The organism is Nocardioides thalensis, from assembly GCF_013410655.1.
In the GTDB taxonomy this organism is placed as follows: domain Bacteria; phylum Actinomycetota; class Actinomycetes; order Propionibacteriales; family Nocardioidaceae; genus Nocardioides; species Nocardioides thalensis.
In genome coordinates, this window is the sequence record NZ_JACCFP010000001.1 from 236,933 (window position 1) to 251,799 (window position 14,867).

At 72.4% G+C, this 14,867-nt stretch carries 15 protein-coding genes; 9 read left to right on the forward strand and 6 right to left on the reverse strand.

Features of this window, described 5'->3' with window-relative positions; all coding sequences use genetic code 11:
* Window positions 1-20 precede the first annotated feature (20 nt).
* Window positions 21-239 carry a hypothetical protein gene (locus HNR19_RS01160; RefSeq protein ID WP_179665963.1) on the reverse strand — a complete coding sequence of 73 codons (219 nt, stop codon included), beginning with the start codon at window positions 237-239 and terminating at the stop codon, window positions 21-23.
* A gap of 120 nt (window positions 240-359) precedes the next feature.
* Here HNR19_RS01160 and HNR19_RS01165 point away from each other — a divergent pair, with 120 nt between their 5' ends.
* The gene (locus HNR19_RS01165) at window positions 360-620 is read left to right on the forward strand and encodes a DUF4229 domain-containing protein (protein ID WP_179666167.1); all 261 of its coding nucleotides are present in this window, start codon (window positions 360-362) and stop codon (window positions 618-620) included.
* A gap of 7 nt (window positions 621-627) precedes the next feature.
* Here HNR19_RS01165 and HNR19_RS01170 read toward each other — a convergent pair whose 3' ends face one another.
* From HNR19_RS01170 to HNR19_RS01185, 4 genes are read right to left on the reverse strand one after another with little or no spacing between them, the layout of a single operon-like run.
* On the reverse strand, window positions 628-1,512 hold the full coding sequence (locus HNR19_RS01170; RefSeq protein WP_179666168.1) for a 1,4-dihydroxy-2-naphthoate polyprenyltransferase: 885 nt from the start codon (window positions 1,510-1,512) through the stop codon (window positions 628-630).
* Between the two features lie 11 nt (window positions 1,513-1,523).
* A complete protein-coding gene (locus tag HNR19_RS01175; RefSeq protein ID WP_179666169.1) occupies window positions 1,524-2,780 on the reverse strand; it encodes an MFS transporter in 1,257 nt (418 codons plus the stop codon).
* Window positions 2,777-4,132 (reverse strand): MFS transporter, encoded by a 1,356-nt coding sequence (locus tag HNR19_RS01180; RefSeq protein ID WP_179666170.1) that lies wholly within the window; start codon window positions 4,130-4,132, stop codon window positions 2,777-2,779. The genes HNR19_RS01175 and HNR19_RS01180 overlap by 4 nt, the downstream gene beginning before the upstream one ends.
* A gap of 25 nt (window positions 4,133-4,157) precedes the next feature.
* A complete protein-coding gene (locus tag HNR19_RS01185; protein ID WP_179666171.1) occupies window positions 4,158-5,504 on the reverse strand; it encodes an MFS transporter in 1,347 nt (448 codons plus the stop codon).
* A 96-nt stretch (window positions 5,505-5,600) separates the two neighbouring features.
* On the opposite strand from HNR19_RS01185, the gene HNR19_RS23360 reads away from it, so the two are divergent.
* The 6 genes from HNR19_RS23360 (at window position 5,601) to HNR19_RS01215 (ending at window position 12,615) form a co-directional block, all read left to right on the forward strand.
* Complete coding sequence (locus HNR19_RS23360; RefSeq protein WP_343046997.1) at window positions 5,601-6,602, forward strand: AMP-binding protein; 1,002 nt, start codon at window positions 5,601-5,603, stop codon at window positions 6,600-6,602.
* A complete protein-coding gene (locus tag HNR19_RS01195) occupies window positions 6,599-7,549 on the forward strand; it encodes an o-succinylbenzoate synthase (RefSeq protein ID WP_179666172.1) in 951 nt (316 codons plus the stop codon). Before HNR19_RS23360 ends, HNR19_RS01195 begins: the two co-directional genes overlap by 4 nt.
* Window positions 7,546-9,294, forward strand: a complete 1,749-nt coding sequence (gene menD, locus HNR19_RS01200; RefSeq protein ID WP_343046998.1) for a 2-succinyl-5-enolpyruvyl-6-hydroxy-3-cyclohexene-1-carboxylate synthase — start codon at window positions 7,546-7,548, stop codon at window positions 9,292-9,294. The genes HNR19_RS01195 and menD overlap by 4 nt, the downstream gene beginning before the upstream one ends.
* A 10-nt stretch (window positions 9,295-9,304) precedes the next feature.
* A complete protein-coding gene (locus HNR19_RS01205; RefSeq protein WP_179666173.1) occupies window positions 9,305-11,167 on the forward strand; it encodes a Na+/H+ antiporter in 1,863 nt (620 codons plus the stop codon).
* A 67-nt stretch (window positions 11,168-11,234) separates the two neighbouring features.
* Window positions 11,235-11,894 (forward strand): MBL fold metallo-hydrolase, encoded by a 660-nt coding sequence (locus HNR19_RS01210; protein ID WP_179666174.1) that lies wholly within the window; start codon window positions 11,235-11,237, stop codon window positions 11,892-11,894.
* Window positions 11,895-11,973: 79 nt separating this feature from the next.
* Window positions 11,974-12,615, forward strand: a complete 642-nt coding sequence (locus HNR19_RS01215) for a hypothetical protein (protein WP_179666175.1) — start codon at window positions 11,974-11,976, stop codon at window positions 12,613-12,615.
* Here the strand turns inward: HNR19_RS01215 and HNR19_RS01220 are convergent, their stop codons facing one another.
* Window positions 12,616-13,518 carry a L,D-transpeptidase family protein gene (locus tag HNR19_RS01220; RefSeq protein ID WP_179666176.1) on the reverse strand — a complete coding sequence of 301 codons (903 nt, stop codon included), beginning with the start codon at window positions 13,516-13,518 and terminating at the stop codon, window positions 12,616-12,618.
* 114 nt (window positions 13,519-13,632) lie between these two features.
* On the opposite strand from HNR19_RS01220, the gene HNR19_RS01225 reads away from it, so the two are divergent.
* Complete coding sequence (locus HNR19_RS01225) at window positions 13,633-14,322, forward strand: demethylmenaquinone methyltransferase (RefSeq protein WP_179666177.1); 690 nt, start codon at window positions 13,633-13,635, stop codon at window positions 14,320-14,322.
* 187 nt (window positions 14,323-14,509) lie between these two features.
* Window positions 14,510-14,866: an NADH-quinone oxidoreductase subunit A gene (locus HNR19_RS01230; RefSeq protein WP_179666178.1), complete on the forward strand. Its 357-nt coding sequence runs from the start codon at window positions 14,510-14,512 to the stop codon at window positions 14,864-14,866.
* The last annotated feature ends 1 nt before the right edge of the window (window position 14,867 follow it).

Sequence of the window (14,867 nt, forward strand, 5' to 3'; positions counted from 1 at the left end):
CGAGGACGTATCGAGACCGATCAGCTTTCGTCGGGATCCGTCGGGTGCCGGCGCTTGCGGTCGAGGTCGCGCAGGAAGTCCATGTCGTCGTCGGGCGCGATCGGGCGCGGCGGCTGCGAGGGTCGCTGCGGGCGGCGCCGTACGGCGGGGCCGCCGCCCTCGCCGCGCTCCTGAAGCATCCGCGTCACCAGGTAGGTGACGGCGGCGAACACCGCGATCACGATGAAGAACTTCAGCACCCCTCCAATGTAGGTCGCCCGGAAAGCCCGCGGACCGATCCGGGGTCACGAATCGGGAACACCTGCCGGGAACACCTGGCGGCTTCGCCGCCGGCTCGCTCGCTCGCCTACCCTGGCGAGGTGAAGGAGTTCTGGATCTACACCTTGCTGCGGCTCGGTCTGTTCGTCGGTTCGTTCGCGATCGTGTTCGGCATCTGGTTCCTCGTTGCCGACTCGGTCACCCTGCTGTGGGTGATCGTCATCGCGTTCGTGATCAGCGGGATCGCGTCGTACTTCCTGCTCGAGCGGCAGCGCGAGGCGTTCGCAGTGAAGGTCGAGGGACGGGCAGGCAAGGTGGCGGACAAGCTCGAGGAGAGCCGGTCCAAGGAGGACACCGACTGACCGTCGGTCAGCGGCCGATGACCAGTCCGGCCGCGGCGCCGGCCGCCCACAAGAGCTCGGCCACGCCGGTCTTCTGGAGGACCGGGATCAGGCCCGGGCCGCCGGCCCCGCCGAGCACGATGCGCGCGGCCGGCACGGCCGGCAGCGCGAGCACCAGGCCGAGGAGCGCCCACCACGTCGTGCAGCAGGCGAGGGCCACCAGCGCGGCGACGGCGAGGACCAGCAGCGCGGCGTACCACCAGCGCGTGAGCCGGTCGCCGAGCCGGACCGCGAGCGTCATCTTGCCGGCGACGCGGTCGGTGGGGATGTCGCGCAGGTTGTTGGCGACGAGGATGGCGCACGCGATCGACCCCACGCCGACTCCCGCGAGCAGGGCGGGGACACCGCCGTCGGACCACTCCTCGGTCTGGACGTACGTCGTGCCGACCACCGCGACGAGCCCGAAGAACACGAACACCATGACCTCGCCGAGGCCGAGGTAGCCGTAGGGCTTCGAGCCCCCGGTGTAGAACCAGGCGGCAACCACGCTGACGGCGCCGACCGCGAGCAGCCACCACGCGGTGGTGGCCGCGAGCACCAGCCCGGCCACGCCCGCGACCCCGAAGGCCAGGAACGCGGCCCGCTTCACCGCGGCGGGCGAGGCGAGCCCCGAGCCGACCAGCCGGAGTGGGCCGACGCGGTCGGCGTCGGTGCCGCGGATGCCGTCGGAGTAGTCGTTGGCGTAGTTGACGCCGACCTGGAGCGCGAGGCTCACGACGAGCGCCAACAGCGCCTTCCACCAGACCGCCTCGTCGACGTGGACGGCGACGCCGGTGCCGGCGAGCACGGGCGCGACGGCCGCGGGCAGGGTGCGGGGGCGGGCTCCGGCGAGCCAGTGTGCGGGTGTTGCCATGGTGCAGCGATCTAAGCAGGCTGCGTGATGCCCTCGCGCTCCAGGTGCCGCTCGGCGGCTCTCGCTGCCGGATGGATGAGGACGGTGGCGAGCACGATGATCGCGGCGATGACGATCCAGCCCTCGGTGCCCCACTCCATCGCGAGGAAGGTGTAGGCCGCGGGCGCCCACACCGTGCCGACGGTGTAGCCGAGCTGGGAGACCCCTTGGTACTCGCCGCGTCGATCGGGGTCGGAGAGCTCGGCCTGGAGGCCCCACTCGCCGGCGGACTGGAACAGCTCGGCGCCGGTCACGGTGACGTGGCCGATCCAGACGAGCGCGATGGTGACCCAGCCGACGGTGTCGTGGGTGACCGCGACGATCCCGCAGGACAGCAGGAAGAAGTAGGCACCCCGCCGCTGCGCTCGCAGCGAGTCGGCCACGGTGACGATGCCCCGTGCCGCGGCGACCTGCAGGAAGACCGCCATGAGTGTGTTGGTGCCGAAGAGCCAGGCGATCAGCACCCGTGGCGCGTCGGTCTCGTCGACCAGCCACAGCGGGATCACGACGTTGAGGAGCACCTGGTGGGTGCCGAGCACACCGCCGAGGATCGCGGTGGCGAGGTAGCCCCGGTTGCGCAGCGCGCTGCGCCGCGACCCGGCCTCCTCGAGCGCCTCGGCGAGCGGCTGCTCCTCCACGTGGTGGGCGACGGTCGGCAGGCGGGAGATGAGCAGCGCGTTGAGCAGGAGCAGGACCGCAGTCACCACCGGGACGAGCCGGATGAGGGCGTCGTTGTCGAACGCCAGCGCGACACCCGCGAGCAGTGCGCCGAGCGTGTAGCCGACGTTGCGGGCGGCGCGGAAGTAGGCGTTGGAGGAGACCCGCTCCTCCCGCGGGAAGATGTCGAACCGGTAGGCGTTGCGCGCCGAGCGGCTGCTGGAGATCACGACCTCGAGGACGATCAGCATCGCGACGAACGTGAGCATCCCGCCGACCGCGAGCCAGGCGACGTACAGCAGCGCCTCGAGCGCCGACGAGACGACCCAGACGCGCTTGGCGCCGTACCTGTCGCTGAGCTTGCCGAGCGGCACCGCGACGAGGAAGGTGGCGACGCCCGCGATCGTCAGGCCCAGTCCGACCTGGGCCGCGGACAACCCCACGATCTGGGTGAAGAACACCGCGCTGCCCGTGAGGAAGACGCCGTCGCCGAACGCCGACAGGATCGACTGCTCCGAGAGCCGCCGGACGAGGGGCGTGGGGCCGAGGAGGCGCAGGAGCCGCCCGGTCATGCGGGTTCGAGCGGGTCGGGCGTCGGGCCGGCCTGGTCGGGCGTGGGCATGACCACGCGCGGCTCGGTCGGGGTCTCGTCCGCCGCCTCCGGGAAGTGCTGGTCGCGGAACCGCTCGGCCAGGCGCACCGACGGGCGGATGCCGATCGTCGCTGCGACGATGATCGCGGCGATCACCAGCCAGCCCTCGCCGCCGTGCCAGCTGAAGGCGAGGAACGTGTACAGCGCCGGAGCCCACTGGAAGCCGAGCGCGCCGCTCACCTGCTGCACACCCTGGTACTCACCACGGCGGTCGGGGTCGGACAGCTCGGCCTCGAACGACCAGCTTGCGCCGGAGATCGCCAGCTCCGCGCCGGTCACCGTCACGTGGCCGAGCCACACCAGCAGGACCGTGATCAGGCCGACCGTCGAGTGGGTGATCATCGTGATCACGCACGAGACGATGAAGAACGCCGAGGAGACGTAGGTGTAGCGCAGGGCGTCGTTGATCGTGCGCACGCCACTCGAGGTGTACGCCGGCAGGAAGATGCACAGCACGGTGTTGGTGCCGAAGAGCCACGCCAGCAGCACGTCGGGCGCGTCGGTCGCCACCACGAGCCACAGCGGGATCACGACCTGGAGCAGGGTCTGGTTGGTCCAGAGCACGCCCATGAAGAACGTGGTCAGGATCCAGCCCGGGTTGCGGAGCGGCCCGGGGCCGGTCGGACGCGTCCGCCGCTCACCGCTGGCCGCGCGCAGGTCGTGGGGGGCGGCGGGGAGCCGGCTGATCCAGAAGGCGTTGGCCAGCATCATCGCGGCGGCGAAGACCGGGGTCCACTGGATGACGTCGAGGCTCCCCGTGGCGAGCGCGAGGCCGCCGATCCCCGCGCCGAGGGTGTGGCCGACGTTGAGCGAGGAGTACATGTAGGCCTGCGTCTCGACCCGCTCGCCGCGGGGAAGGACGTCGTAGACGTAGGCCTGATGGCTGGACTCGCCGATCGAGCCGAAGATCGCGAAGACGATGGCGACGCCGACGTAGGCGCCGAAGCCCTCGACGAACGGCAGGGCCAGGAACGCCGCCGCCCGCCCGACGGTCGACAGCGCCCACATCCGGCGTGGGCCGAAGCGGTCGACGACCCGGCCGGCGGGATAGGCGAACAGGAACTCCGCCACGCCCATGATCGTGAGCGCGATCCCGACCTTGCCGGGCGACATCCCGACCACCTGGGTCAGGAAGACCGCGCTGCCCGTCATGAACGTGCTCTCGCCGGTCGCGAACAGCGCCGACTGCGTCGCGAGGCGGCGGGACAGCCCGGTGGGTGGGATCAGCCGGCGAAGGAAGCCCCGCTGGTCACCCGAGGTCGTCGTGCTCATCGTGGAGAATCCTTCCGCCGCCCGGTCACGCCGGCTCGAGCGGGTCGACCGGCACCGGCGGCGTGTAGCCCTCCTCCGGGGTCGGCTCGGGTACGCCGTCGTCCATCTGGTCGGCGAAGTGCTGGTCGCGGAATCGCTCGGCCAGTGCGACCGACGGGCCCATCGCGACCGTGGCCACGAGGATGATGCCGGCGATGACCAGCCAGCCCTCGCCTCCCCACGACACCACGAGGAGCGTGAACAGGGCCGGGGCCCAGATCGAGCCGAGCTGCTTGCTGACCTCCTGGACACCCTGGTACTCACCGCGGCGGCGCGGGTCCATGAGCTCGGCCTCGAACGCCCAGCTGGCGCCGGAGATCGCGAGCTCCGCGCCGGTCACCGTCACGTGCCCGAGCCAGACCAGGGCGATCGTCAGCAGGCCTTCCGTCGAGTGGGTCACCGCCGTGATCAGGCAGGAGCCGACGAAGAACGCGGTCGAGATCCAGACGTAGCGCATCGCGTCGCGCACGTTGCGGACGCCCTTCGAGGTGTAGGCCGGCAGGAAGATGCACAACACGGTGTTGGTGCCGAACAGCCAGGCGAGCAGGCCCCAGGGTGCGTCGGTGTAGTCGACCAGCCACAGCGGGATCACCACGTTGAGCAGCACCTGGTTGGTCCACAGCGTGCCGCCGAAGAAGGAGACCAGGATCCAGCCGACGTTGCGGATCGGGCCCGGGCCGGACGGCCTGACCCGCGCCTCGCCGCTGGCGACCCGGAGGTCGTGCGGGGCCTTGGGCAGCAGCGAGATCCACCACGCGTTGACCAGCACCAGCCCGGCCGCGAACCCCGGCGTCCACCGGATGACGGTGAGGCTGTCGAAGGCCAGGGCGATGCCGCCGATGAGCGCCCCGAGGGTGAAGCCGACGTTGAGCGCCGAGTACATGTAGGCCTGGGTCTCGACCCGCTCCTTCCGGGGGAGCACGTCGAGGACGTAGGCCTGGTAGGCCGAGAAGCCGGCCGACCCGAAGACGGCGAACGCCAGGCCGACGGCGACGTACTGGCCGAAGCCCTCGACGAACGGCAGCACGACGAAGCAACCGGCCCGCCCCAGGGTCGTGACCGCCCAGACCCGCTTGGGGCCGAGCCGGTCGACCAGTCGGCCTGCCGGGTAGGCGAGCAGGAACTCGGCGATCCCGACCACGGTGAGAGCGAGGCCGACCTTGGGCACCGACATCCCGACGACCTGGGTCAGGAAGACCGCGCTGCCGGTCATCCAGGTGCCCTCGCCGGTCGAGAACAGCAGCGAGTTGGTCGCCAACCGCTTGGACATCGGCGTGGGCGGGATCAGCCGGCGGAGGAAGCCCCGCTGGTCGCCCGAGGTCGTCGTGCTCATCGCGCAGAATCCTTCCCGAGACCGCCGACATCCGCGACCGGATTTCAGGCAACGGTGACCGAGAGCACGAAGGTCTTCTCTCGGTAGGTTCAGCCTGTGAGCTTCTGGACCCCGCAGGACGCCGCACCCGAGGTCGTCGACCAGGTGCGGGCCTGGCTCGACGGGCCGTCCGGGGTCCGGCTCGTGGTCGCCACGTCCGGGTCGACCGGGGCGCCGAAGGAGGTCGCACTCGGGCGCACGGCGGTGCTCGCCTCGGTCGAGCTCTCCGCCCGCCGGCTCGGCGCCACCGGCCGGTGGGTGCTCGCGCTGCCGCCGACGTACGTCGCCGGCGTGCAGGTGATCACCCGCTCCCTGGTCGCCGGGCACGACCCGGTCTGGCTGGAGCGCGACGGCTGGCCGGACGACGAGGGGTGGTTCGTCTCGCTCGTGCCGACCCAGCTCGCACGGATGCTCGCGTCGCCCCAGGACACCGACGCCCTGCGGCGCGCGCACACAGTCCTCCTCGGCGGCGGCCCGATCGACCCGGCCCTGCGCGAGCGGGCGGCCGCGGCCGGCGTACGCACGGTGGCGACGTACGGCGCCGCGGAGACCGCGGGCGGCTGCGTCTACGACGGGGTGCCGCTCGACGGCGTCGCGGTGGCGCTCGGCGAGGCCGGCCGGATCCGGATCACCGGGCCGACACTGTTCGACGAGTACCTCGACCAGCCGGAGCTGACGCGCGAGACGCTGGTCGACGGGTGGTACGTGACGTCCGACGCCGGCCGGTTCGACGACGACGGCCGGCTGCGGGTGCTGGGGCGGGTCGACGACGTGATCGTCAGCGGCGGGCTCAACGTGCCCGGCCCGGCCGTGGCCGCCCGCCTGCGGCAGCACCCGGCCGTGCGGGAGGCGGAGGTGCTGGGCGTGCCCGACGAGGAGTGGGGGAGCCGGGTGGTCGCCTTCGTGGTCGGCAGCGCGGGCCTCGACGACCTCCGCGACTGGGTCGCCGACGCCCACCCGCGCCCCTGGGCACCGCGCCAGCTCGTCGTGCTCGACGAGATCCCGCTGCTGCCCAACGGCAAGCCCGACCGCCTCGCCCTGCGGGAGCTCGTGCGATGAAGGTGCTCTCGATCCCGATGCGGACCCGATTCCGGGGCATCACCGTCCGCGAGGTCGCGCTGCTCGACGGTGTGGCCGGGTGGGGCGAGTGGAGCCCCTTCCTGGAGTACCCGCCCGAGGTCGCCGAGCCGTGGCTGCGCTGCGCGGAGGAGGCCGCGGCCGGCGACTGGCCGGCGCCGCTGCGCGACCGGGTGCCGGTCAACGCGACCGTGCCCGCCGTCGGCCCCGAGCAGGCCCACGCGATCGTCAGCGGCTCGGGCTGCCGCACCGCCAAGGTCAAGGTGGCCGAGCCCGGCCAGACGCACGCCGACGACGAGGCCCGGCTCGAGGCCGTCCGCGACGCACTCGGCGCCGGCGGGAAGGTGCGCATCGACGCCAACGGCGCCTGGTCGGTCGACGACGCCGTCGCTGCGATCGTCGCGCTGGACCGCGCCGCCAGCGGTCTTGAGTACGCCGAGCAGCCGTGCGCGACGGTGGAGGAACTGGCCGCCGTTCGACGCCGCGTGGACGTGCCGATCGCCGCCGACGAGTCGATCCGCCGGGCCGCGGACCCCTACCGGGTGCGCGACCTCGCCGCCGCCGACGTCGCGGTGCTGAAGGTCCAGCCGCTCGGCGGGGTGCGGGCCTGCCTGCGGATCGCCGAGGACATCGGTCTGCCGGTCGTGGTGTCGTCGGCCTTGGAGACCTCGGTGGGAATCGCGGCGGGTGTCGCGCTCGCGGCCGCGCTGCCGGAGCTGCCCTACGCCTGCGGGCTCGCGACCGTCTCGCTGCTCGAGGACGACGTGGCGGTGGAGCCGCTGCTGCCGGTCGACGGTGCTCTCCCGGTCCGGCAGCCGGCGGTCGACCCGGCTGCTGCGGAGGCGCTGGCCGCCGCGCCCGACCGGGTCGAGCACTGGGAGGCCCGCCTCGCCGCCGTACGCGCCCTGCGTGAGAGCCTGCGACGGTGAGCGAGCGCGTGGCCGGGGTCGAGCTCGGAGCCGCCGTGGTCGACCGGCTGCTGGCCGCCGGGGTGACCGAGATCGTGCTGGCGCCCGGTTCGCGCAACGCGCCGCTGGGGTTCGCTGCCTGGGCCGCAGCGGAGGCCGGTCGGCTGCGGCTGCACACCCGTATCGACGAACGCTCCGCGGGCTTCCTCGGGCTGGGTCTCTCGAAGGTCGGTGCTCGCGCCGCCGTGGTGTGTACGTCGGGGACGGCCGTCGCCAACCTGCACCCCGCCGTGCTCGAGGCGGCGCACGCCGGGATCGCAGTCGTTGTCGTCACCGCCGACCGGCCCGCGCGGATGCGGGAGACCGGCGCCAACCAGACGACCGACCAGGTGGGGATCTTCGGGCCGCTCGTGCGGACCCACGATCTCGCGACCATCGACGACCTCGCCGACGTTCCGTGGGCGGAGGACGGGCCGACCCACGTCAACGTGCAGCTCGATGTGCCCTTGGTGCCCGGAGAGCTCGAGGTGGCGGCACCCGCGACGCCGGCTGCACCGGCTCCTCCGGCTGCGCCGGAGGGCCCTCCGGTCGCAGAGCGTCTTGCCGCGCGCGGCTCTGTGGTCGCGCAATCCGGTGGCTCCGGCCGGCGCGTCATCGACGATGCTCCCGCCGGGCCCTCCGGCTCCGCCGGATCCACCGGCTCCGCCGGCGTCGCGGGCGCCGCCGCGGTGGCTGGCGTTGTCCGCCTGCGTGGAGGCCCGCGGACCGTGGTCGTGGCGGGCGACGACGCGGGCCCACCCTCGCGAGTCCTGGCCGAGCGAGCAGGATGGCCGCTGCTGGCCGAGCCGTCGAGCGGCGCACGCACGGGCGACAACGCGATGCGCTGCTACCGCCCACTACTCGCCGGGCCGCTGGGCGCCGAGATCGAGCGGGTCGTGGTGTTCGGGCGCCCGACACTCTCCCGGCCGGTGACCGCGCTGCTCGAGCGCAGCGACGTCGAGGTGCTCGTCGTGCCGGGGCGTGGCGTGTGGCCGGTGCGACCGCCCGGCGCGACCGTGCTCGACGGACGGCCGGAGGCCGAGAGCGCCGACGACTCCGACTGGCTGGACCGCTGGCGCGAGGCCGACCGGGAGGTCGGGCGACGGCTCGACGCGCTGCTCGCGCAGGAGCCGTTGACGCCGTACGCCGTTGCGGGGGCGGTGTCGCGGGCACTGCCGGCCGGCGGCCTCCTCGTGGTGGGGGCGTCGAGCCCGATCCGCGACCTCGACCTGATGCACCGGCCGGCGACCGTGGGCGAGAGGCGCAAGATCATCGCGAACCGCGGGCTCGCGGGGATCGACGGCACCATCAGCACCGCGATCGGCGCCGCGCTCGGGCGGCCGGACTCGACGCGGGCGCTCGCGCTGATGGGCGACGTGACGTTCCTGCACGATCAGTCGTCCCTGGTGCTCGGGCCGCAGGAGCAGCGGCCGGACCTGACGATCGTGGTGCCCAACGACGACGGCGGCTCGATCTTCGCGATGCTCGAGCAAGGGGCCGCGCCCCTGGCGCCCGCGTTCGAGCGGCTCTTCGGCACCCCGCACGGCGTGGACCTCGGTGCCCTCTGCGGCGCGACCCGCACGCCGTACCTCAAGGTCACCTCGCTGCCCGAGCTCGAGCAGGCCCTCGCCTCGCCCAACGGCGGCATCGAGGTCATCGAGGCCGTCGTCTCCCGTGCCGACCGGCGTGGGCTGGACGAGCGGATCCGCGCGCTCGCCCACAGGTGAGAATGTGGCCATGGAGATCGCGATGCTGCTCGTGGCCGTCGCGGTCACCGTGCTGGCCGTCACCGCCGTCGCCGAGCGCTACGGGCTGGCGGCGCCGATCCCGCTGATCATCGTCGGGTGGGCGGCGTCGTACGTGCCGGGCGTGCCGGAGATCCACCTCGAGGCCGAGGTCGTGCTGCTCGGGCTGCTGCCGCCGCTGCTGTACGCCGCGGCGATGTCGACGTCGCTCGTGGACTTCAACGCCAACCGGCGGCCGATCCTGCTGCTGTCGGTCGGGCTGGTGGCGTTCACGACGGTGGGCGTCGGACTCGTCGTGCACGCGATCGTTCCGGAGGTCGGCTGGCCGGGAGCCTTCGCGATCGGTGCCGTGGTGGCTCCGCCCGACGCGGTCGCGGCGACCGCCATCGGCCGCCGGATCGGGCTGCCCCGGCGGATCGTGACGATCCTCGAGGGCGAGTCGCTGCTCAACGACGCGACCGCCCTGGTGGGTCTGCGTACGGCGATCGCGGCCGCCGGGACGGGGATCACCGCGTGGGAGGTGGGCAGCGAGTTCGTCGTAGCGGCGCTCGGTGGCGTGGCCGTCGGTCTGGCCGTGTTCATCGTCGTCGCGGCGGTGCGGAAGCGGCTGGAGGACCCGCTGGTCGACACCGCCCTGTCGCTCGTGGTGCCGTTCGGCGCCTACCTGGCGGCCGAGGAGATCCATGCGTCGGGCGTCATCTCTGTGGTCGTGACCGGGCTGCTGCTCGGGCACAAGGCGCCGATCCTCCAGAGCGCGCAGGCGCGGATCTCCGAGCGCATGAACTGGCGCACGATCGCGTTCGTCCTCGAGAACACGGTCTTCCTGCTGATCGGGCTCCAGGCCCGGGTGCTGATCGACGACGTGCGCGAGAGCCCGCTCCCGACGAGCACGATCGTCGCGGTGTGCCTCGCGACGCTCGTCGCGGTCGTCGTACTGCGGATGGCGTGGGTGTTCCCGGCCCGCTACCTGCTGATCCGGCCAGGCCCGGACCCCGACACGGGCAAGCCGCCGCCGTGGCAGTACACGTTCCTCATCGGCTGGGCCGGCATGCGCGGCGTGGTGACGCTGGCGGCCGCGTTCGTCATCCCGGAGTCGTTCGAGCACCGCGAGGTGCTGCTGATGATCGCGTTCACCGTCGTCGCCGGCACGCTGCTGGGGCAGGGCATGACGCTCGGCTGGGTCGCCCGGCGGATGCGGGTGCCGTCGCCGGACCCGACCGACGACGCGCTCGCCCGGGCGACGCTTCTGCAGCAGGCGTCGAAGGCCGGCAACAAGCGGCTGAAGGAGCTGGAGTTCGACGACCCGCACGACGTACGAGCGCTGATCGAGCAGCGGGTCGAGCAGCGCAACTTCGCCGCGTGGGAGCGGCTCGGCACGGCCGCCGACGTCGAGAGCCCCAGCGCGCTCTACTCCCGTGTTCGCGAGGAGATGATCCAGGCGGAGCGGGCCCGGGTGCTCGAGATCCGGTCCACCGGGTCTGTCCCGTCCGACATCGTCAGCGACGTGCTCGCGATGCTCGACATCGAGGAGTCGATGCTCGAGTCGGCGGACGAGGAGCGGGCCAACGTCGAGACCAGCCGGAGGTCCCGGCCCGCGGGCGCGTCGTGCGAGCACCTCGAGAGCACGCCGCTGCGCGACCCGGACGGCGCCCTGGTCTGCCAGGACTGCATCGACGCCGGCGTGCAGTGGGTGTCGCTCCGGATGTGCCTCGACTGCGGCAAGATCGGCTGCTGCGACTCCTCCCCGCTGCGCCACGCCACGGCTCACTTCCGCGAGGAGACCCACCCGGTCATGCGATCCGTCGAGCCGGGCGAGGACTGGCGCTGGTGCTTCGTGCACCACGCCACGGGGTGACGGCTCGGCACGCCAACCGTGCCGGTCGGCCCGCCAACCGTGCCGGTTCGTCAGTAACGTGGAGGGCATGCGACTGACGAAGCTCGGACACGCATGCGTACGGGTCGAGCACGGCGGTACGACGCTGGTGCTGGACCCGGGGGTGTTCACCCAGGAGGACGCGGCGGAGGGGGCCGACGCGATCCTGATCACGCACGAGCACCCCGACCACTACGACCCGGAGCGGCTGCGCCGTACGGACGCTCCGGTGTTCACGATCGGCGCGGTGGCGGCGCGGATCCGCGAGGAGGCGCCCGACGTGGCCGAGCGGGTGACCGTCGTGCAGCCCGAGGAGGCGTGGGCCGTCGGCGGCTTCGGCGTCGAGGCGGTCGGCGAGCTGCACGCGGTGATCCACCCCGACCTGCCGCGGTTCCACAACAGCGGCTACCTGATGACGCTCTCCGACGGTCCCGACGACAGCGCCGGCACCACGGTCTTCCATCCCGGAGACGCCCTCACCGGACCGGGCGTGCCCGTCGACGTGCTCCTCGCGCCGGTCAGTGCGCCGTGGATGAAGATCTCCGAGGGCATCGACTTCGCCCGCACGATCGGGGCGGCGCGCAACGTCGCGATCCACGACCGGGTCTACTCCGACGCCGGCCTCGGGATCGCCGACGGCCACTTCGGCCGGATCCTCGGCGCCGCCGGACTCGACTACGTCCGGCTGGAGGACGGCGCCGACCTGTAGCCCCCTCCTCGCGGTCTCCACGCGTCCGCCGGGCGACCCGGGTACCGGGCCGGCGGCGGACGGCAGGCATCATGTCGGAATGCCTATCGCGCGCTCCTCCATCGTCGGAATCCTTGCCGGAGTCCTGGTGCTCGTCGGCTTCGTCGGCTTCGTGGTCGGGCTCCCGGAGGTGGTCGGCGACTCGACCGAGGCGTCGGCCGAGCCGACGCACCCGCCGCTGGAGGAGCTGCTCCCCGACGAGCTGCTCGACCGCGGCCTGGTCCGGATCGGCGAGGTCCGGCCCGATGCCGCTGAGCAGGTCAAGGAGGCGGACGACTACAGCTCGGAGACGCTCACCGAGGCCTTCGAGGCCGAGACCGCGGTGGCGCGCTACGCCGACGCCGACGTCCAGACCCAGATGAGCCTGACCATCACCGAGGCGGACTCGGCGTTCTTCCTGCAGAACGGCCCGCCCGCCCCGGCCGAGCTGACCCTGGCCGCCCAGGGCTTCTCGCAGGACCTGGTGCGGATCGGCGACGCCGTCTGCGGCCAGATGTTCCAGGCCACCCAGGACGGCACCGACCCCGCCGAGAGTGTGCCGTTCCAGGTGCAGTGCCAGGCGGAGGCGCTCGGCCTGACGTTCAACGTGTACGCCAACGGGCTCACCGCCGAGCAGTCCGTCGACGCGCTCAACGACGCGATCGCCCAGGCCGAGGCGGCCTCCGCGGACGAGAACGAGTAGTCAGCTCCAGTAGACGATGACCTTGTCGCCCACGGCGACCTGGTCGAACAGCCACGCCACGGCGTCGTAGTCGCGCACGTTGACGCAGCCGTGCGAGGCGCCGGCGTAGCCGACCGCCGCGAAGTCGGCCGAGTAGTGCACCGCCTGCCCGTCAGAGAAGAACATCGCGAACGGCATCGGGGTGTCGTAGAGGCTCGACACGTGGTCGCGGCTCTTGTAGGTGACCGAGAACGCGCCCTCCCGGGTCGGCGTGAGCTCGCCGCCGAACCGCACGTCGACCAGCTTCAGGACCTCACCGTCGACGACCCAGCGCAGGGTGTTGGTGGACTTGTCGACGCACAGCGCGCGTCCGGTCTCGCAGCGCGGGTCGAGCGGGCCGGGCACGTTGCCCGACGCGGTGCCGCTGAGCTCGGCCTCGGTCGGCTCGGTGGTCATCCCGTGCAGCCGGTCGAGCGTGCGCCGGTCGACCTCGCCGGTCACCGGGATCTCGCGCTTGGCCTGGAAGCCGCGCACGGCCTCCTCGGTCACGTCGCCGTAGTAGCCGGTCACGTCGGCGTCGAACCAGTCGATCTGCGCGAGCCGCGCCTGCAGGTCGCGGACGTCGTCACCCTCGTCGCCGGGGGAGAGCAGCGCCGGCCCGGGCTTCAGCTCCGGCTCCGGCTTCGGGGTGGGCTCGGGCTCGGGCGTCGGGTCCGGCGTGTCGGCCGGAGGTACGGCGTCCGGGTCGGCCGCGCCGCCGGCCGGGTCGTCGGGGTTCGGCTCCTCCGCGGCGAGCGTGGGGCCCTCGGCGGCCTCCGCCCACGGGAGCTGTCCGTCGCGCACGAGCGCGCCGGCGCCGTACGCGATCGAGGCGCAGAGCGCGGCGACGAACGCGACCAGGGTGAGGCGGCGCAGGACGGACATGGCGGTTCCTTCGGTAGATCCGGTGGTGTTGGTACCTCCATGACGCGGTGCCCGGCTTCTTGGTTGCACCGATCTGCCGGAAGTGGCGCGCATCGCACGACGTAGGGTGCGGACGTGGCCCGCGCAGCGCTCGACAAGAAGCCCGCCGACGTCCGTCGCATGTTCGACACCGTCGCGCGGCGCTACGACCTCACCAACGACGTGCTGTCGTTCGGCCAGGACCGCCGCTGGCGCAAGGTCGTGCTCGACGCCGTCGACCCGCAGTACGGCGACCGCGTCCTCGACCTCGCGGCGGGCACCGGCACCTCGAGCCAGCCGTTCGCCGACGCAGGCGCCACCGTCGTGCCGTGCGACTTCTCGCTCGGGATGCTGACCGTCGGCAAGCAGTCGCTGCCGCACCTGCCCTTCACCGCGGGCGACGGCACGCGGCTGCCGTTCCGCGACGACACGTTCGACGCGGTGACGATCTCCTTCGGGCTGCGCAACATCGTCGACCCGGTCAAGGGCCTCGCCGAGATGCGCCGGGTCACCCGCCCCGGCGGGCGCCTCGTGGTCTGCGAGTTCAGCCACCCGACGTGGGGCCCGTGGCGGCAGGTCTACCTCGAGTACCTGATGAAGGCGCTGCCGCCGATCGCCCGCACCGTCTCGTCGGCCCCGGACGCCTACGTCTACCTCGCCGAGTCGATCCGCGCCTGGCCCGACCAGGCCGGCCTGGCGGCCATGATCCGCGAGGCCGGCTGGCAGGCGCCGGAGTGGCGCAACCTCTCCGGCGGCATCGTCGCGCTGCACCGGGCCACCGCCTGACCCAGGGACGCCCTGATTTAGGGCAGGCGGACGTGCGGTAAATCCCCTGGCCAGGGCGTGATTTGCGCTCCGCCGACCCCCTTGCGCAGGCGCCTCCGGGGGGTGGCAGTATGTGTCTCACGCCACTCGTGATTCTGTTCACAAGATCACGAACCGGACCGGACATCACACCCGGGGAGGGACGCCGATGGAGCTCTACACACCGGTGCTGGTGCTTGCCGCACTGGCCGCTCTGTTCGCCGTGGGCTCGGTGGTCATGAGCGCCTTCGTCGGGCCGTCGCGCTACAACCGCGCCAAGATGGACTCCTACGAGTGCGGCATCGAGCCGACGCCGCAGGCCATCGGCGGCCGCTTCCCGGTGAAGTACTACATCACCGCGATGCTCTTCATCGTCTTCGACATCGAGATCATCTTCCTCTACCCGTGGGCCGTCTACTTCGACTCCATGGGTCTGTTCGGTCTGCTCGAGATGGTCGTCTTCATCGCCACTGTCTTCGTCGCGTACGCCTACGTATGGCGCCGCGGCGGGCTCGATTGGGACTGAG